Here is a 21,728-nt window from a genome sequence, read left to right on the forward strand (position 1 = left end):
GGTCAAAACCTTGCCGCAGCTACTGGCGGCGGCCGTAGAAGCGAACCCTTCGGGGACCGCGGTGGTGTTCGCCGACGCGCAGACGTCGCTGGCGCAGTTGAGCTACGCCGAGCTGGATGAGCGCTCGACGCGGCTGGCCCGGCTGCTCATCGCGCGCGGTATCGGACCGGAGGATCTGGTCGCGGTCGGTGTGCCGCGGTCGGTGGATTCGGTGGTCGCGGTGTGGGCGGTCGCCAAGACCGGCGCGGGCTTCGTGCCGGTGGACCCGAACTATCCGGCCGACCGGGTCGCGCACATGGTGTCGGATTCCGGTGCCGTGCTGGGCCTGACGGTCGAGTCCGTCGCCGAGGAATTACCCGGCGAGGTCGAGTGGGTCGTTCTCGATGACCCGGCGTTCCTGGTTCAGCTGGCGGAGTTCTCGCCGGAGCCGGTGACCTATGCCGATCGGGTGCGGATGTTGCGGGCCGAGCATCCGGCCTATGTCATCTACACCTCCGGGTCGACCGGTCTGCCCAAGGGCGTGGTGGTCACCCAGGCCGGTCTGTCGAGTTTCTGCGACGAGCAGCGCGACCGGTATCGGGTCACCAACGATTCGCGCACACTGCATTTCGCCTCGCCCTCGTTCGACGCGTCGGTGCTGGAGTTGCTGCTGGCCGTGGGTGGCGCGGCGACCATGGTGGTGGTCGCGCCGACGGTGTACGGCGGTGCGGAGCTGGCCGGGCTGCTGCGGCGTGAGCGGGTGACCCATGCCTTCATCACCCCGGCGGCGCTGGCGTCGGTGGATCCGGCCGGGCTCGACGAATTCCGGGTCGTGGTGGCCGGTGGCGAGGCTTGCCCGCCGGAGTTGGTGCGGCGCTGGGGGCCGGGCCGGGAGTTCTTCAACGGTTACGGTCCGACCGAGACCACGATCATGGTCAACATCAGTGCACCGATGGTGCCGGGTGCACCGGTCACCATCGGCGGGCCGATCCGGGCGATCACCGAATACGTGCTCGACGACCGGTTGACGCCGGTACCCAACGGGGTGGTCGGCGAGCTCTACGTCACCGGCGCCCAGCTGGCTCGCGGCTACCATCAGCGGCCGTCGCTGACCGCCGCCCGATTCGTGGCGAACCCGTTCGATCCCAAGGGTTCCCGGCTGTACCGCACCGGTGACCTGGTGCGCTGGACCGCCGATCACGAGCTGGAGTACCTGGGCCGCAACGACTTCCAGGTCAAGATCCGCGGCTTCCGGATCGAGCTCGGCGAGATCGATGCCGTGCTCGCCGGGCACGAGTCTGTCGATTTCGCGGTCACCGTCGGCCATGACCTGGACACGGGCGCAACGATTCTCGTGTCGTACGTGCACGCTGCGCCGGGCGCTGTCGCCGATGCCGACGTGCTGACCGAGCACGCGCAAGCCAGCCTGCCCGCGCACATGGTGCCGACCACCATCATGGTGCTCGACGAGATCCCGCTGACCCCGGTGGGCAAGCTGGACCGGGCGGCGCTGCCCGCGCCGGAGTTGCGGGTCAAGGAGTTCCGGGCGCCGCAGACCCATCTGGAGGAGATGGTCGCCGGCGTCTTCACCGAACTGCTGGATCCGCCGAATGCCGTCGGCGCGGACGACGATTTCTTCGAACTCGGCGGCAACTCGCTGATCGCCACGCAGGTGATCGCGCGCCTGGGTGCGGCGCTGGACACCCAGGTGCCCGCGCGGCTGCTGTTCGAAGCGCCGACGGTCGCGGCGCTGGCGGCGCGGCTGGAGGAGACGAAGGGTTCGGGGCGGCGGCTGGCGCTGACGTCCATGCCGCGGCCGGAGCGGATCCCGCTTTCGCCCGCGCAGCAACGGTATTGGTTCCTCAACCAGTTCGATCCGGCGGCGTCGGCGGTGGACAACATCCCGCTCGCGGTGCGCCTGTCGGGTGAATTGGATGTCGCCGCACTGGGTTCGGCGATCGGCGATGTGTTCACTCGCCACGAGTCGCTGCGCACGGTGTACCCGGGCTCGCCCGACGGGCCCTACCAGGTGGTTCATCCGGCGCCGAACAAGCCGTTCACGCTGGTGCCGGTCGAGGTCGACCCGGACGAGGTCGTCTCGCACATCGTCGAGCTGGCGCTGACGACTTTCGATGTGACCGTGGATGTTCCGGTCGCGGTGGCGCTGTTCCGGCTCGCGCCGGACGAGCACGTCATCGGGTTCGTGGTGCATCACGTCTCGGCGGACGGTTCGTCGATGGGACCGCTGGCCCGCGACGTGATGATCGCCTACACGGCGCGTGCGGCCGGTACCGAACCGGAGTGGGCGCCGCTGCCGGTGCAATACGCCGACTACGCGCTGTGGCAGCGCGCGGTGCTGGGGTCCGAGCAGGATCCGGATTCGCTGGCGACCCGCCAGATCGATTACTGGAAGCAGGCTTTGGCGGGGCTGCCGGATCAGCTGGAGCTGCCCTCGGATCGCCCGCGCCCGCCCGCCCGCTCGTTCCGCGGGCAGACGGTGCGATTCCAGATCTCGCCGCGCCGGCACGCCCGACTACAGGAGATCGCGCGGGCCGGTAACGCCTCCCTGTTCATGGTGTGCAATGCCGCTCTGGCGGTGCTGCTTTCCCGCTTGTCCGGGACCGACGACATCGCCGTCGGCACCCCGATCGCGGGCCGCGGCGAACGCGAACTCGATGATCTGATCGGCATGTTCGTCAACACCTTGGTGTTCCGCACGCACGTGCGACCCGAGGCCTCGTTCACCGAACTGCTGGCCGAGGTGCGCGAACGCAACCTGGAAGCCTACGCGAACGCGGACGTGCCGTTCGAGCGGCTCGTCGAGGTGCTGAACCCGGTGCGCTCGGCGGCGCGCAGCCCGCTGTTCCAGGTCGGCCTGTCGTTCCAGAACCTGGCGCAGACCACCTTCCAACTCCCCGGATTGACCGTCAGCGGCGTCGATTTCGATACCTGGCTGGCCAAAACCGACCTGCACGTCACGCTCACCGACCAGTACGCCGAGGACGGCACGCCCGCGGAGATCCGGGCCGAGTTCGGTTACGCGACAGACCTGTTCGACGCGTCGACGGTGCAGGGCTTCGCCGAGCGGTTCGTGCGGGTCCTGGACGCCGTGATCGCCGATCAGGCCGCGCCGGTCGGCGCGATCGACCTGCTCGCGGCCGCCGAGAGCGACCGAATCCTGGAGGTCTGGAACGACACCGCGCACGCGGTGGATACCGACGCCACGCTGGTGTCGCTGCTCGACGCGACGGTCGCGGCGAACCCGGACGGGGTGGCGCTGGTCGGTGACGAGCCGTCGGGCCGGGTGGAGCTCACCTACGCCGAACTCGACGCGCGGGTGAACAGTCTCGCGCGGCAGCTGATCGCCCAGGGCGTCGGCCCGGAAGCGCGGGTGGCCCTGGCTATTCGGCGCTCCGTCGATCTGGTCGTCGCGATGTACGCGGTGGCCCGCGCGGGCGGCGCCTACGTGCCGCTGGACCCGGATCAGCCCGCCGAACGCATCGACTACATCCTCCAGACTGCGGCACCGGTCTGTGTATTGACCAACGCCGACGCCGATTTCCGCACCGAGATCGCGCCCGTGCTGTCTCTGGACGCGTTCGCCGGTGGCGACTCGGCCCCGATCACCGACGCCGACCGCCTGGCGCCGCTGCGTCCCGAGCACACCGCCTACGTCATCTTCACCTCCGGCTCCACCGGCCGCCCCAAGGGCGTCGCCGTCGCGCACGTCGCCATTGCCAGCCAATTGCAGTGGAAGACCGAGGAATTCGGCCTGAGCCCGAAGGACGGGGTGCTGCTGAAGACCGCCGCCACCTTCGACCTCTCGGTCTGGGAGTTCTGGTCGGCGGCCGTCTGCGGTGGCCGCCTGGTCATCGCCGTCCCAGATGGCCACAAGGATCCGGTCTACCTCAACGAGCTGATCACCCGCGAATGGGTGACCACCCTGCACGTGGTGCCGTCCATGCTGGACGCGCTCGTCACCGCCGGGCTGCCGGAATGCGTGTGGCGCGTGCTCGCCATCGGCGAGGCGCTGCCCGCCGCGCTCGCGCAGCGCCTGCGGGCCGACCGCCCGCTGGTCGAGCTGTTCAACCTGTACGGCCCGACCGAAGCTGCGGTGTCGATCACCAGCCACCGGGTCACCGCGGACGATCAGGCGTCGGTGCCGATCGGGCGTCCCGAGTGGAACAGTCAGGTGTATGTGCTGGACGCGCGCCTGAACCCGGTCCCGGTGGGTGTCTCCGGTGAATTGTATTTGGCAGGTGCGCAACTCGCGCGCGGCTACTTCGGCCGACCCGATCTGACCGCGGATCGGTTCGTGGCCAACCCGTTCCAGTCCGGCGCGCGGATGTACCGCACCGGTGACCTGGTCGCCTGGAACCGTACGGGTGAACTGGATTACCGGGGCCGCACCGACTTCCAGGTGAAGATCCGCGGTTTCCGGATCGAACTCGGTGAGATCGAGGCCGCGTTGCTGGCGCTGCCCGAGATCGCGCAGACCGCGGTGCTCGCGGTCTCCGATCCGCGCACCGGCGACCGCCTGGTCGCCTACCTGGTCGGCACGAATATCGATGTGGCACAGGTGAGCTCTGCCCTGAGCGCCGAGCTGCCGTCCTACATGGTGCCCTCGGCGTTCATCGTTCTGGACGCGCTGCCGCTCAACGTCAACGGCAAACTCGACCGGAAAGCGTTGCCCGCCCCCACTTTCCAGAAGGCCGTGTTCCGCGCGCCGGTCACCCCGATCGAGCAGATCGTGGCCGGGACGTTCGCCGAGGTGCTGCAGGTCGACGGCGGCGACGAGCACCTGCGGATCGGCCTGGACGACGAATTCTTCGCGCTCGGCGGTAATTCGCTGCTCGCCACCCAGGTCGCCGCGCGCCTCGGCGCGGCCCTCAACGCGCGCGTGCCCGTGCGCCTGCTGTTCGAGGCGTCCACCGTGGCCGCGCTGGCGATCAAGGTCGAACAGCACGCCGACACCGGCGCCCGCAAGGCACTCACGGCCGGTCCACGGCCGCGGCGTATTCCGCTCTCGCTCGCGCAGCAGCGGATGTGGTTCCTGAACCAGTTCGACCCGGCGTCGGCGGCGAACAACATCCCGTTCGCGATCCGGTTGACCGGCGAGCTCGACCTGCGCGCGCTGCAGTGCGCGCTGGCCGACCTGATCGAACGCCACGAGACCTTGCGGACGGTGTACCCGGCCGTCGAGGGCACCGGCTACCAGGTGATTCTGCCTGCGGCGCAGGTGGCTCCGCGGCTGGCGCCGGCCCAGGTGGCCGAGGCGGAACTGCCGCGCTGGCTGAGCGAAATCCTGCTGTCCGGCTTCGACGTGGCCGAGCAGGTGCCGTTGCGCGTCGGTGTCGCCCAGGTCGCGCCCGGCGAGCACGTGCTCGCCATGGTGGTGCACCACATCGCCGCCGACGGTGCGTCCTTCGCGCCGCTGGCCCGCGACCTGATGATGGCCTACCTGGCCCGGCGCGAGGACTCGCGGCCGATCTGGTCGCCGCTGCGCATCCAGTACGCCGACTACACGCTGTGGCAGCGCGAGCTGCTCGGGGACTCCGACGATCCGGAATCGCTGGCGGCCGCGCAGATTTCGTACTGGCGCGACGCGCTGGCCGGGATCCCGGATCGGCTCGACCTGCCCGCGGACCGCCCGCGCCCGCTCGTAGCCTCCGGCGCGGCGGGGGAGTTCGAGTTCGAGGTGGACGCCTCGGTGCGCGCGGGGCTGAGCGCGCTCGCCCAGCGTTCCGGCACTTCGGAATTCATGGTCGTGCACGCGGCGTTCGCGCTGCTGCTGGCCCGGCTGTCCGGCACCGGCGACATCACCATCGGCACCCCGATCGCCGGTCGCGGCGAGCGCGAGCTCGACGATCTGATCGGCATGTTCGTCAACACCCTGGTGTTGCGGACCCAGGTCGATTCCGGTGCGTCGTTCCTGGATCTGCTGGCGGCGACGAAAGAGACCGACCTCGGGGCCTTCTCGCACGCGGAACTGCCGTTCGAGCGGCTCGTCGAGGTGCTGGACCCGGTGCGGTCGCAGGCGCACCACCCGCTGTTCCAGGTGGCGCTGTTCTTCCAGAACATGGACCAGGCCGAGCTCGAGCTGCCCGGGTTGTCGGTGCGCGCGCTCGAATTCGACGGCGCCATCGCGAAATTCGATCTGCAGCTGACGATCGTGCCGCAGCAGGGTGAGCAGCACCTGGGCGGTATGGCCGCGGTGTTCACCTATGCCACCGATCTTTTCGATGAGCCGACCATCGTGCGGTACGCCGAACGGCTGGTCCGGGTCCTCGCCGCTGTCGCGGCCGAGCCGGAGCGCCCCGTCGGTGCGATCGAGCTGCTCGAGGATGCCGAGCGGGACCGGATTCTGCTGGAGTGGAACGACACTCGGCATCCGGTCGCGCCGGAGCTGCTGCTGGACGGCTACCGCCGGACGGTGGCCGCGCATCCGGAGGCGGTCGCGATCGCCTACGAGGGTGTGTCGCTGACCTATCGCGAGTTCGACGAGCGGGTGAACCGCCTCGCGCGCCTGCTGATTTCGCGGGGTGTGGGCGCGGAAACGCTGGTGGGCTTGGCGATTCGGCGTTCGGTGGACCTGGTGGTCGCGATGTATGCGATCGTCACCGCCGGTGGCGCTTATGTGCCGCTGGATCCGGACCATCCGGCCGAGCGGATCGGCCACATCCTCGACACCGCGCAGCCGCTGGGCGTGCTGACCACGACCGACGCGGCGTCGTGCCTGCCCGCGGGTACCGAGGCGCTGGCACTGGACTCCCTCGACCTGAGCAGTTACCCGGGTGCGCCGGTACGCGCCGAGGAGCTGCTGCGCCCGGTGCGGGCGGAACACCCCGCCTACGTCATTTTCACCTCGGGCTCCACCGGGCGTCCCAAGGGTGTGGCGGTCTCGCATGCGGCGATCCACAACCAGATCGCCTGGATGCTCGCCGAGTACCCGATGGAGCCCGGCGATGTCTATCTGCAGAAGACCGCGACCACCTTCGACGTGTCGCTGTGGGGCTTCTTCATGCCGCTGCGGGCCGGGGCGAAGCTCGTGGTCGCGACGCCGGACGGGCATCGGGATCCGCAGTACGTCGCGGAAACCATTGCCGCCCAAGGCGTGACGGTCACCGACTTCGTGCCGTCGATGCTGACGGTGTTCGCCACGCACGCGCCGGCGGGGGAGGCCTATCCGTCGCTGCGGTACGTCTTCGTCATCGGTGAGGCGTTGCCGCCGGAAACCGTCGCCGCGTGGCGGGCGGTCTCGGCCGCGCCGCTGCACAATCTCTACGGTCCGACCGAGGCCGCGGTGTCGGTCACCTATTGGCCCGCTTCGGAAGCCGACATCCGCACCGTCCCGATCGGTGTCCCGCAGTGGAACACCCAGGTCTACGTGCTGGATTCGCACCTGCAGCCCGTGCCCGCCGGTGTGCCCGGCGAGCTGTACCTCGCCGGTGTCCAGCTGGCCCGCGGCTACGTCCGCCGACCGGATCTGTCCGCGGATCGGTTCGTGGCCAACCCCTTCGGCACCAGCGACCGCATGTACCGCACCGGCGACCTGGTGCTGTGGCGGGACAACCCCGTGCGTCTGGAGTACATCGGCCGCACCGACTTCCAGGTGAAGTTCCGCGGCCAGCGGATCGAGCTCGGCGAGATCGAAACCGCGCTGCTGGCACAGGATTCGGTGACTCAGGCCGCCGCACTGGTGGTGCCGTCACCGCTGGGCGATCAGCTCGTCGCCTACGCCGTTTCCGCGCCGGGTCAGGCGATCGATCAGCAGGCGCTGCTGGCCGCGATCTCGGAAACCCTGCCCACCTACATGATTCCGGCGACCATCGTGGCGCTGGACGAGTTCCCGCTGAACGCGAGCGGCAAGCTGGACCGCAAGGCGCTGCCCGAACCGACCTTCGCGGCACGGGAATTCCGGGCTCTGGCCACCCCGATCGAGGAAATCGTCGCGGAGGTCTTCGCGACGGTGCTCGGCCTGGATCAGGTCGGCGCGGACGACGACTTCTTCGAGTTGGGCGGCAACTCCCTGGTCGCGACCCGGGTGGCCGCACAGCTCGGCGCCGCCCTGGACACCCGGGTCCCGGTGCGTGCCCTGTTCGAGGCCTCGACGGTGGCCGGGTTGGCAGCCAAGCTGGAACACTCCGCCCGGACCGAGCGAGACCAGCGTCCGCTGGTCGCCGGCCCCCGGCCGGAACGGATCCCGCTGTCGCTCGCGCAGCAGCGCATGTGGTTCCTGAACCGCTTCGACAGCACCTCCACCGCCTACAACCTCCCGGCCGCCGTGCGGTTGACCGGCAACCTGGACGTCGCCGCGCTGCAGCAGGCCGTCGCGGATCTCATCGCCCGGCACGAAACCTTGCGCACCATCTACCCCGAGCAGGACGGCGTCGCCTACCAGGTGATCCTGCCCGCGGACGCGGCGGTGCCCGATCTGACGCCCGAACTCGTCGACGCCGCCGAACTGCGCGACCGAGTGGTCGCGGCTTTCGCCGCTGGGTTCGACGTCACCGCCGAAGTTCCGTTGCGCGCCAAGCTCTTCCAGGTCGACGGCAGCAGCGAGTACGTGCTGGTGCTGGTGGCGCATCACATCAGTTCCGACGGCTGGTCCATGGGGCCGCTCACCCGGGACATCATGGCCGCCTACGCCGCGCGCGGGGCGGGCGCGGCGCCGGGCTGGGCGCCGTTGCCGGTGCAGTACGCGGACTTCGTGCTGTGGCAGCGCGAGGTGCTGGGCGCCGAGTCCGACCCGGAGAGTCTGATCGCCAAGCAGGCGGGCTATTGGCTTACCGCCCTGGCCGGAATACCGGATGAGCTGAACCTGCCCACGGACCGGCCGCGCCCGGCCCTGCAGTCTTTCGCCGGCGGCCGGGTCGAATTCGTGATCGACGCCGAGGTGCATCAGGGCCTGCGGGAGATCGCGCGAGAACAGACCGCGACCATGTTCATGGTCGTGCACACCGCCCTCGCGGTGTTCCTGGCGCGGATGTCGGGCACCGAGGACATCGCCATCGGTACTCCGGTGGCGGGCCGTGGCGATGCCGCGCTCGACGATGTGATCGGCATGTTCGTCAACACGCTGGTGCTGCGGACCCAGGTGCCGGGGGAGCGGACCTTCGCCGAGCTGCTGACCCAGGTCAAAGACGTGGACCTGCAAGCCTTCGCGCACGCCGACCTGCCGTTCGAGCGGTTGGTGGAACTGGTCAATCCGGAGCGCTCCACCGCCCGCAATCCGCTGTTCCAGGTCGAGCTGTCGTTCCAGAACCTCCCCGACACCGACTTCGAGCTACCCGGATTGCGGATCGGCGCAGTCGATTTCGAGATCGACACCGCGCAGTTCGACCTTTCGCTGACCATCCGCGAGGCGGAGTCCGCCGGCGCGGCCGCGGGCCTGTACGCGGAATTCCAGTACGCCCGTGACCTTTTCGACGAGTCCACGGTGCGGGTGTTCGCCGAGCGCTTCACCCGCCTGCTCGGTGCGATCGTCCGGGAAGCGCGCCGGCCGATCGGTGATCTGGGGCTGTTGTCCGAGGCCGAATACCGGCTGCTGGCGCCGGTACGGGGCGCGGAACCGGCCGCCGGCGAAGTGCTGCCGGAGCTGCTGGCTCGCGGCTCGCGGCTCGGCGCCGACCGGACCGCGGTGCGCTACGCGGGCCGCTCGATCAGCTACGGCGAGCTCGACGCGTACTCCGCTCGCTTGGCGCGCGTGCTGATCGACAGTGGTGTCGGGCCGGAAAGCCTTGTCGCACTCGCACTGCCACGTTCCTACGCGATGATCGCCGCGCTCTGCGCGGTGGCGAAATCCGGCGGCGCCTTCGTGCCGGTGGACCCGGGGTATCCGGCGGACCGGATCCGGCACATGGTCACCGACTCGGGCGCGGTGCTCGGCATCACGACCGCGGAGCATGTTGCCGCCCTGCCCGATGACGTGTCCTGGCTGGTGCTGGACGACCCCGCGACCGAGGGACTGCTGGCCGACCGGTCCGATGCGCCCGTCACCGACGCGGATCGGCTGCGTTCGCTGCGGCCGGCGCATCCGGCCTATCTCATCTACACCTCCGGTTCAACCGGTCTGCCCAAGGGCGTCACCGTCCCGCACGCGGGACTCGGCGGCTACGCCGATTACGTGATCGGCGCGTACCAGCTGGCCGCGCACCATCGGATACTGCACGTCACCTCACCGAGTTTCGACCAGTCGGTGGAGGAATGGCTCAGTGCCTTCGTGGCGGGCGCCACGCTGGTGATCGTCCCGGCGGGGATTGTCGGCGGCCACGAGCTGGCCGAGCTGATCCGCGCCGAAGCCGTCACCCACACCGTGCTGACGCCCGCGCTGCTGGGCACCCTGGACCCCGCGGGCCTGGATCAGCTGGAGCTGGTGGCGACCGGCGGTGAGGCGACGACGCCGGAGCTGCTCGCGAAGTGGCAGCCCGGCCGCCGCTACGTCAACGGCTACGGCCCGACGGAGATGACGATCGGCGCGTTCTTCGGTCCGCAGGTCGCCGGTCAGCGCCTGACCATCGGCAAACCCGTGCACGGCATGTCGGCCGTGGTGCTGGATGCTCGGCTGCATCCGGTCCCCCCGGGCGTGGCCGGAGAGCTGTACCTGGCCGGCGCCGCGATGGCCCGCGGCTATCACAACCGGGCCGGGTTGAGCGCGGATCGCTTCGTGGCCAACCCGTTCGAGCCCGCGTTGCGCATGTACCGCACCGGTGACCTGGTCCGCTGGGTGCCCGCCCCGGCTCGGGCGGACCGGCTCGCCGACGGCGCGCCCGTCGGCTGGGAGCTGGATTACCTGGGCCGCACTGACTTCCAGGTCAAGATCCGCGGCTTCCGTATCGAACTCGGTGAGATCGACGCCGTGCTCGGCGCCCACCCCGATGTCGATTTCGCGACCACCATCGGCCGCGAAAACCACAGCGGCGCCAAGGTTCTGGTGTCCTATGTGACAGCAGCGCCCGGCGCCACGGTGGATCCGGCGCGACTGAGCGAGTTCCTGGGCGGCAAGCTGCCCGCGCACATGGTGCCGGCCGCGATCGTGGTGCTGGACCAGGTCCCGCTGACCCCGGTCGGCAAGCTGGACCGTAAAGCCTTGCCCGAACCCGCCTTCGAGAAGGCCACCTTCCGGGCTCCGGCCACGCCGATCGAGGAGATCGTCGCGGGTGTGTACGCCGATCTGCTCGGTGTCGCACGGGTCGGGGTGGACGACAACTTCTTCGATCTGGGCGGCAACTCACTGATCGCCACCCAGTTGATCGCACGGCTCGGCGCCGCGTTCGACACCCGGGTGCCGGTGCGGCTGCTCTTCGAAGCGCCGACGGTCGGCGCGCTCGCCACCCGGCTGGCCGAGCAATCCGGTTCCGGCGGACGCAAGCAGCTCGTCGCCGGCCCACGGCCGGACCGTATCCCGTTGTCGCCGGCGCAGCAGCGCATGTGGTTCCTCAACCAGTTCGACGGCGGTTCCGCGGCCTACAACCTGCCGGTCGCGGTACGCCTGACCGGCGAGCTGGACGTGGCCGCGCTGCGCGCCGCCATCGGGGACATCGTCACCCGGCACGAAGTTCTGCGCACCGTCTACCCGCAGACCCCGGACGGCCCGGTACAGGTGATTCTGCCTGCGGCGCAAGCTATTCCGGAGCTGGATGAGCGGCAGGTCGCGCCGGCGGACATCGCGTCCGCCGTAGCCGGTCTGCTGGCCACCTCCTTCGACGTCACCACCGAGGTGCCGTTGCGGGTTACGTTGCTGCGGATCACCACCGAGGCGGGTGCTCCGGCGGATTACGTGCTGGCGATGGTGGTTCACCACATCGCCGGTGACGGCGTGTCCGACGGCCCGCTGGCCCGCGATCTGGCGATCGCGTACGCGGCGCGGGCGGCGGGCCAGACGCCGGGTTGGGCGCCGCTGCCGGTGCAGTATGCGGATTACAGCCTGTGGCAGCGCGAACTCCTCGGTCGCGAGGAGGATCCGGACTCGTTGTCGGCCAAGCAGCTCGACTACTGGCGTGCCGAGCTGGCGGGGCTGCCGGATCAACTGGAGTTGCCCGCGGATCGGCCGCGCCCCGCGGTGCAGTCCTTCGCGGGCGATCGCGTCGAGGTACGGGTCGATGCCCGGGTGCACCGGGCGCTGACCGAGCTGGCTCGCGCCGAGGGCGCGACGCTGTTCATGGTCGTGCATTCGGCGCTGGCCGTGCTGCTCGCCCGGCTCGCCGGAACCGATGACGTCGCCATCGGCACTCCGATCGCGGGCCGCGGCGAGGCCGAGCTCGACGATCTGATCGGCATGTTCGTCAACACGCTGGTGTTCCGGTCCCGGGTGGACCCGGGCGCGGCGTTCACCGAGTTGCTGGCGCGCCAGCGCGAAACCGATATCCAGGCGTTCGCGCACGCGGACGTGCCGTTCGAGCGCTTGGTCGAGGTGCTGAACCCGGTTCGTTCCACGGCCCGGCATCCGCTGTTCCAGGTCGGGTTGTCCTTCCAGAACCTCGGGCAGGTCGAACTCGAGCTCCCCGGGCTGACCCTGTCCGGCGTCGACGTCGAATCCCAGGTGTCGCAGTTCGATCTGCATCTGATCGTGGCCGACGGCTACGACGAAGCCGGCGAGCCGATCGGTCTCGGCGGCTACTTCACCTATGCCACAGCGCTTTTTGACCGCGCGACGGTGCAAGGTTTCGCGGACCGGTTCGGTCGCCTGCTCGAAGCGGTGACCACGGCTCCGTCGGTCCCGGTGGGCGAGATCGAGCTCCTGGCTCCGACCGAGCGGACGCGAATCCTGCACGGCTGGAACGACACCGGGCACCCGGTCGATCCGGACGCCACCCTGGTGTCGTTGCTGGACGCGACGGTCGCCGCGGCCCCCGCTGCGGTGGCGCTGGTCACCGACGACGGCGCGCAGCTGACCTACGCCGAACTCGACGCGCGGGTGAATCGCCTGGCCCGGCATCTGATTTCGCTGGGCGTCGGTCCCGAGGCGCGGGTGGCGTTGGCCATCCGCCGTTCGGTGGACCTGATCGTGGCGATGTACGCGGTGAGCAAGGCCGGTGGCGCCTATGTGCCGGTGGATCCGGATCAGGCCGCCGAGCGGACCGATTACATTCTCGAGACCGCGGCACCGGTCTGTGTACTGACCGACGCCGCTACCTCTTTTGAGACGGAACTCGCGCCGACGGTGCGGGTGGACGTCATCGAGGACCTGGCGCTCGCCGCCACTTCGATCACCGACGCAGACCGTGTGTCGCCGTTGCGTCCCGAGCACACGGCCTACGTGATCTTCACCTCCGGATCGACCGGCCGCCCCAAGGGCGTGGCCGTTCCGCATGGTGCGATCGCGAACCAGTTGCTGTGGAAGGCAACCGAGTTCGGACTGGACGCCGCGGATGCGTTCCTGTTGAAGACTCCGGCGACGTTCGATCTGTCGGTGTGGGAGTTCTGGTCGGCTGTTGTGTGTGGCGGCCGTCTGGTGATCGCGGCGCCGGATGGTCATCGCGACCCGGCTTACTTGAATGAGCTGTTGGCGCGGGAGTGGGTCACCACTTTGCATGTGGTGCCGTCCATGCTCGATGCGCTGCTCAGTGCCGGTGACCTGCCGGATTCGTTGTGGCGGGTGCTGGCTATCGGTGAGGCTCTGCCGGGGGCGTTGGCTCAGCGGTTCCGGCGGGAGTTGCCGCGGGTGGAGCTGTTCAACCTTTACGGTCCGACCGAGGCTGCGGTGTCGATCACCAGCCATCGCGTCACCGATGCTGATGCGGTGTCGGTGTCGATCGGTGCGCCGGAGTGGAACAGCCAGGTCTACGTGCTCGACGCACGTTTGCGGCCGGTGCCGATCGGCGTCTCGGGTGAGCTGTACCTGGCGGGTGCGCAGTTGGCGCGCGGCTACTTCGGCCGCCCGGATCTGACCGCGGATCGTTTCGTGGCCAACCCGTACGGGACCGGTGAGCGCATGTATCGCACCGGTGACCTGGTGGCTTGGAACGCCAACGGGGAGTTGGATTATCGGGGTCGTACGGACTTTCAGGTGAAGATTCGTGGTTTCCGGATCGAGCTCGGTGAGATCGAGGCGGCGCTGTTGTCGTTGCCGGAGATCGCGCAGACCGCGGTGATCGCGAAGTCCGACCCGCGCACCGGTGATCGCCTGGTGGCCTATCTGGTGGGTACGGATATTGATGTGGCGCAGGTGAAGTCGGCACTGAGCGCGGCTGTGCCGTCGTACATGGTGCCCGGTGCTTTCGTGGTCTTGGCCGCGCTTCCTCTCAACGTGAACGGCAAGCTGGATCGAAAGGCGTTGCCGGAGCCGGAGTTCGAGACGCAAGCCTTCCGTGCCCCGTCGACTCCGATCGAGCAGATCGTCGCGCGGGTGTACGCCGAGGTGCTCGGTGCCGAGCAAGTCGGCGCAGACGACGATTTCTTCGCTCTCGGCGGTAACTCGCTGCTGGCGACTCAGGTCGCCGCGCGCATCGGCGCAGCACTGGAGGCTCGGGTGCCCGTGCGAGCCTTGTTCGAGGCTTCGACGGTCGCGGGCCTGGCCCGCGAGGTCGAGCAGCATGTCGGCACGGGTGGGCGGCGCGCGCTGGTGGCGGCGCCACGACCGGAGCGCATTCCGTTGTCGCTCGCGCAGCAGCGCATGTGGTTCCTCAACCAGTTCGACGGCGAATCGGCGGCCTACAACATCCCGATGGCGGTCCGGTTGACCGGCGCGCTCGACGTCGCCGCGCTCGGCCGCGCCATCGCCGACCTCATCGACCGGCACGAAGTGCTGCGCACGGTGTACCCGAAGACCGAAGACGGCCCGGTGCAGGTGATTCTGCCTGCGGCGCAGGCGGTTCCGGAGCTGGACGTGCGCACGCTCGCGGCGTCCGAGCTGGAAGCGGCCGTGGTCGCGCTGATGTCGGCACCGTTCGACGTCACCGCCGAAGTGCCGTTGCGCGTCGGGCTGTTCCAGCTCGACAGTGCCCCGGACGAATTCGTGCTGGCGCTGGCGATCCACCACATCTCCGGCGACGGCTCGTCGATCGCGCCGTTGACCCGCGATCTGATGGTCGCCTACGCGGCGCGCTCGGCGGGGACGGCCCCGGATTGGGCGCCGCTGCCGGTGCAGTACGCGGATTACAGCCTGTGGCAGCGCGAACTCCTCGGCAGCGAGGACAACCCGCTCTCGCTGTCGGCCAAGCAGGTCGGCTACTGGCGCGAGGCCCTGGCCGAACTGCCGGATCAGCTGGAGTTGCCCACCGATCGGCCGCGCCCGGCGCTGCAGTCCGTCGCCGGTGATCAAGTCGACGTGCGTATCGATGCCCAGGTACATCAGGCCCTGGCGGACCTGGCCCGGCGTGAGGGCGCGACGCTGTTCATGGTCGTGCATTCGGCACTCGCGGTATTGCTGGCGCGGCTGTCCGGCACCGACGACATCACCATCGGCACCCCGATCGCGGGCCGCGGCGAGGCCGAGCTCGACGATCTGATCGGCATGTTCGTCAACACGCTGGTGTTCCGGTCCCGGGTGGACCCGGGCGCGGCGTTCACCGAGCTGCTGGCGCGCCAGCGCGAAACCGATCTGCAGGCCTTCGCCAACGCCGACGTGCCGTTCGAGCGCTTGGTCGAGGTGCTGAACCCGGTGCGCTCGACCGCCCGGCATCCGCTGTTCCAGGTCGGGTTGTCGTTCCAGAACCTCGGGCAGGTCAGCCTCGAACTGCCCGGCCTCACCGTCTCGGGCACCGAATTCGACACGGCCATCTCGCAATTCGATCTGCACTGGATCGTGGCCGACACCTACGACGAGCACGGCGCACCGGCGGGCATCGGCGGCGGCATCACCTACGCCAGCGCGCTGTTCGACCGGGAAACGGTGCAGGGCTTCGCGGATCGGTTCGCCCGGCTGCTCGCGGCGATCGCGACGGACCCGCGCACCGCCGTCGGCGACATCGAACTTCTCGATGTCGGTGAACAGCAGGCGCTCCTGGTCGAGCGCAACGCGACCGCGCACGCGACGGATAGGTCCGCGACCCTGGTGTCGCTACTGGACGCGACGGTGGCGGCCGATCCCGGCGCGCTGGCTGTGCTCGCGGCCGATGGTCCCGCGCTGACCTACGCGGAACTGGATGCCCGTGTGAATCGCCTAGCCCGCCTGCTGATCTCGCTGGGCGTCGGCCCCGAGTCACGGGTCGTGCTGGCGCTGCGCCGCTCGGCAGATCTGGTGATCGCGATGTACGCGGTGACCAAGGCCGGTGGCGCGTATGTGCCGGTGGATCCTGATCAGCCCGCGGACCGGACCGGTTACATCCTCGATACGGCTGCACCGGTGCTGGTCCTGACTACCTCCGGCACCGGATTCCGTACCGCGTCAGCTCCTCTGGTGCATCTGGATGCCCTGCGTCTGGATGGACTGTCCGATAACCCGGTGACCGACGCGGATCGGGTGGCGCCATTGCGGGCCGGGCACACCGCCTATGTGATCTTCACGTCGGGTTCGACGGGTCGGCCCAAGGGTGTCGCGGTGTCGCACGCCGCGATCGTCAACCAGTTGCTGTGGAAGACGGCTGAATTCGGTCTCGGCGGTACGGACGCGGTCCTGCTGAAGACTGCCGCGACCTTCGACTTGTCGGTGTGGGAGTTCTGGTCGGCAGCTGTCAGTGGTGGCCGTCTGGTCATCGCAAGCGCAGAAGGCCATCGGGATCCGGCGTATCTGAACGAGTTGATGCGCTCCACCGGTGTCACCACTCTGCATGTCGTTCCGTCGATGCTCGATGCCCTGCTCACCGAAGGCGAAGGGCGGCTGCCGGTTTCATTGCGCCGCGTGCTCGCGATCGGTGAGGCGCTGCCCGCGGCGACCGCGCGCAAGTTCCGGAAGGGTAATCGGGCTGATCTGTTCAATCTGTATGGCCCGACCGAGGCCGCGGTTTCGATCACCAACCATCTGGTGACCGATGCTGATCAGGTGTCGGTGTCGATCGGCGCGCCGGAGTGGAACAGCCAGGTCTATGTGCTGGACGCCCGCCTGCGGCCGGTGCCGATGGGTGTTTCCGGTGAGTTGTATTTGGCGGGTGCGCAGTTGGCGCGCGGCTACTTCGGCCGCCCGGATTTGACCTCGGATCGTTTCGTGGCCAACCCCTTCGGCACGGGTGAGCGCATGTACCGCACCGGTGACCTGGCGGCTTGGAACACCGCTGGTGAGCTGGAGTACCGGGGCCGCACCGACTTCCAGGTGAAGATCCGCGGTTTCCGTATCGAGCTCGGCGAGATCGAAGCCGCCCTGCTGGCGTTGCCCGAGATCGCACAGACCGCGGTCATCGCGAAGTCCGACCCACGCACCGGGGACCGCCTGGTCGCCTACCTGGTGGGTACGAACATCGATGTGGCGCAGGTGAAGTCGGCGCTCAGTGCCGCTTTGCCGTCCTACATGGTGCCCAGCGCTTTCGTGGTCCTGGACGCACTCCCGCTCAACGTCAACGGCAAGCTGGATCGAAAGGCGTTGCCGGAGCCGGAGTTCGAAACCCATGCCTACCGTGCCCCGTCGACTCCGATCGAGGAGATCGTGGCGCAGGTCTTCACCGACCTGCTGGGCAGCGACCGGGTCGGCGCCGACGACGACTTCTTCGACCTCGGCGGCAACTCGCTGCTGGCGACGCAGGTCGCCGCGCGCCTCGGCGCAGCACTGGACACCAATGTTCCGGTGCGCACCGTCTTCGAGGCCTCCACTGTCGCCGGACTGGCCGTCAAGGTCGAACAGCACGCGGGCAGCGGACGCAAGGCCCTCACCGCCGGCCCACGCCCGGAACGCATTCCGCTGTCGCTCGCGCAGCAGCGGATGTGGTTCCTCAACCAGTTCAACCCGGATTCGGCGGTGTACAACGTGCCGGGCGCGGTCCGGCTGACCGGCGACCTGAATGTGCCCGCGCTGCGTCAAGCGCTCGCCGACGTGATCGCCCGGCACGAGGCCCTGCGCACCGTGTACCCGGAGTCCGACGGCACCGCCTACCAGGTGATCCTGCCCGCGGAGCAGGCAACGCCGGAGCTCACGCCGGAGCTCGTGGCGGCGACCGAGTTGCGCACGCGGATCGTCGAGCTGGTGTCGGCCGGGTTCGATGTGACCACCCAGCTGCCGCTGCGGGCGGCTCTGCTGCGGCTCACCGACGCCCCGGGCGAGTTCGTGCTGGTGGTTGTCGCGCATCACATCAGCGCGGACGGCTGGTCGATGGGACCGTTCATCCGGGACGTGGTCATCGCCTACGCGGCCCGGTCCGCGGGTGCGGCGCCCGGCTGGTCGCCGTTGCCGGTGCAGTACGCCGACTACGCGCTGTGGCAGCGCGAAGTGCTGGGCTCGGAATCGGACCCGGAGAGCCTCATCTCGGCCCAGGCCGACTACTGGCGGACCGCGCTGGCAGGCCTGCCGGACGAGCTGAACCTCCCCGCCGACCGGCCGCGGCCCAAACTGCAGTCCTTCGCCGGTGGCCAGGTGCCCTTCACCGTCGACGCGGCGCTGCGCGACCGGCTCAACGAACTGGCGCGCGAACACCACGCGACCACGTTCATGGTGCTGCACGCCGCGCTGGCGCTTTTCCTGGCGCGGATGTCGGGGACCGACGACATCGCCATCGGTACGCCGGTGGCGGGTCGCGGCGAGGCCGAATTGGACGACGTGGTCGGCATGTTCGTCAACACGCTGGTGCTGCGCACCCGGGTGCGCGGCGAGCTCGGCTTCGGGGATCTGCTGGCGCAGGCCAAGGCCACCGATCTGGCGGCGTTCGCGCACGCGGACATTCCGTTCGAGCGGCTGGTGGACGTGCTGTCCCCGGAGCGTTCCACCTCCCGGAACCCGTTCTTCCAGGTGTCGCTGTCGCTGCAAAACCTGCCGCAGGACAGTTTCGAGCTGCCCGGATTGCGGGTGGGCGGCGTCGATTTCGAGGTGGACATCTCGAAATTCGATCTCTCGCTGACGATTCGGGATGCCGGGCCGAATACCGAAGGCATCGGCATGCTCGCGGAGTTCACCTACGCGCGGGACCTTTTCGACGAGTCGACCGTTCGGGACTTCGCGCAACGATTCACCCGTTTGCTGGAAGCTATTGCGGCACATCCGACTACAGCGGTCGGTGACCTGCCGCTGCTGGACTCGGCCGAGCGTGCGGCGCTGACCAGGGTGCCCGCCGTGCCGGGCGCGCCCGTCGCGTTGTTCCCCGAACTGCTGACGCGGAGCGCCGATCTCGATCGACCGGCCGTGCGTTACGCGGGCCGCACGATCACCTATCGGGAACTCGACATCGAGTCCACCCGACTGGCCCGAGTGCTGATCGAGCACGGTGTCGGTCCGGAAAAGGTAGTGGCACTGGCTATCCCGAGGTCCTACGAAATGGTCCTCGCGGTGCTGGCGGTGGCCAAGGCCGGTGGCGCGCATGTTCCGATCGATCCGTCGCATCCGGCGGATCGGGTGCGGTTCCAGCTGCTGGATTCGGGCGCGATCCTCGGCCTCACCCTCGCCGAGCAGCAGGCCGGATTGCCGGAAGACCTGCCGTGGCTGCGGCTCGACGACCCCGAGGTCGCCGAGTTGTGCGCCGGTCGTTCCGCACACCCGGTGACCGACGCGGACCGGATCACCCCGGTACGGGGTCAACATCCGGCATACGTCATCTACACTTCCGGCTCGACCGGCAGGCCGAAGGGCGTCACCGTCACCCACGCCGGCCTGGGTGGCCTGCTCGCGCACGCGACCGAGCGTTATCGCCTGGACGCGAGCCATCGCGTGCTGCACGTGCGCAACCCGATCGCCGACCCGTCGGTGCTGGAATGGTTGTGCGCCTTCGCGAATGGGGCGACGCTGGTCATCACCCCGGCCACCGTCATCGGTGGCGTGGAACTGAGCGACCTGATGCGGGCGGAGCGAGTGACGCACGCGATCATTCCGCCGGGCGTGCTCGCCACCATGGAGCCTGAGGATCTGGACGATCTCGAAGTCATCCACGCGGGTGGCGACGTGACCACACCGGAATTGCTCGCTCGCTGGCAGCCGGGCCGGGTCTACCTCAATGCCTATGGCCCCACCGAGGCAACGATTGTCGCCACCTACGCCGAGTTGCAGGCGGGGGAGCGGATCACCGTCGGCCGGCCGGTGCCGGGCACGGCGGCGCTGGTGCTCGACGCCCGCCTCAACCCGGTGCCCCCGGGTGTCGCGGGTGAGCTGTACCTGTCGGGTCCGGCGCTGGCCCGCGGGTACCTCAACCGCGCGGACCTGACCGCCGAGCGGTTCATCGCACATCCGTGGGCCGAACCCGGTAGCCGGATGTATCGGACCGGCGACCTGGTCCGCTGGGTCGGCCCGGACGGGGATCTGGCGCTGGAATACCTGGGCCGCACGGACTTCCAGGTGAAGATCCGCGGTTTCCGCGTCGAACTCGGCGAAGTCGACGAGGTACTGCGCAGCCACCCGGACGTGGACTTCGCGACCACCCTCGGCCGCGACACCGACTCCGGTCACACCATGCTCGTCGCCTATGTGCGTGCGGTGGATGGGGGCCGACTCGACCCGATTCACCTCACGGAGTTCGCCGCACAGCGCCTGCCGACACATATGGTGCCGGCGGCGGTCGTGGTGCTCGACGAGATTCCGCTGACCCCGGTCGGCAAACTCGATCGCCGGGCCTTGCCGGCCCCACAGCTCGTGGAGCGGCAGTACCGGGAACCGTCGACACCGCTGGCGCGGGCCGTAGCCGGAGTCTTCGCCGAAGTGCTCGAGGTCGAGCGCGTCGGCGCGGACGATGATTTCTTCGAGCTCGGCGGCACCTCGTTGTCGGCCACCCGGGCGGTGAGCAGGTTGCGCACTGTAACCGGCGCCCAGGTTCGCGTGCAGTGGTTCTTCACCGACTCCACCGTGGAGGCGTTGAGCCGCCGCATCGTGGCAGCGCTCTCGGACGGCTTCGACTACAACGAAGATTCGGAAGCGGCCTTGCGGGTGCTACTGCCCATCCGCGCGGGCGGTACCCGGCAACCCGTGTTCTGCATCCACCCGCTGTCCGGATTGGCCTGGCCCTACGCTGGTTTCGCCCGCTATCTGAGTACTGACCGCCCGATCATCGGTGTGCAGTCGCCGGCGTGGACGGAACCGGACTACCTGCCCGGCTCCCTCGACGACATGGTGCAGCGCTATGTCGCCGAGATCCGGGCGGCCCAGCCGGAAGGCCCGTACCACCTGCTCGGCTGGTCGATGGGCGGTCTGCTGGCGCACGCGGTCGCGGTCGAACTCCAGGCGCAGGGCGCGCAGGTCGAAACCCTGGCCATGCTGGACAGCCGGGTGGCAGGCGATATCGCCGAGTTCCGCACCGAAATCGGCGAAATGTTCGCTGAGCTGGGCGCTGGACCGGACGCGGTGGTCATCGACAACGACCTCGACGATCTCAGCGAAGCAGCTTTGGAAACGTTGCATGCCGGCATCCCTGCGGAGCTGGCCGTCATCACCAAGGATCGGCTGCGCCGGGTCTACCGCAACGCCGCTCGCGCGATTCAACTGAAGTCGAGTTTCGAGGTCGGCGTCTTCCGGGGCCGAGTCGACTACTTCAGCGCCGAAGGCAACGATGTCCTCGACGCGTGGCGTCCGCACATCGAGGGCGAATTCGTCGTCCACCCGATCGCCGCCAAGCACGAACAACTCACCTCCCCGGAAGTGCTGACAGTCCTCGGACCGAAGGTGGCGAACCTGCTCGATCCGCGCCCGCCCGCCTGAACCCGGGCGATCTCGATGCCACACCGGTGACGGTGCCGGACCTGTTGCGTAC

General features: G+C 69.1%; 1 pseudogene. It reads left to right on the plus strand.

Annotated elements, in window-relative coordinates:
- Position 1: 1 nt before the first annotated feature.
- Positions 2–21,676: pseudogene (locus tag IBX22_RS21405) on the plus strand (non-ribosomal peptide synthase/polyketide synthase); the annotation flags it as partial.
- Between the last annotated feature and the right edge of the window lie 52 nt (positions 21,677–21,728).

It is taken from the genome of Nocardia sp. XZ_19_385, from assembly GCF_015355755.1.
Classification (GTDB): Bacteria; Actinomycetota; Actinomycetes; order Mycobacteriales; family Mycobacteriaceae; genus Nocardia.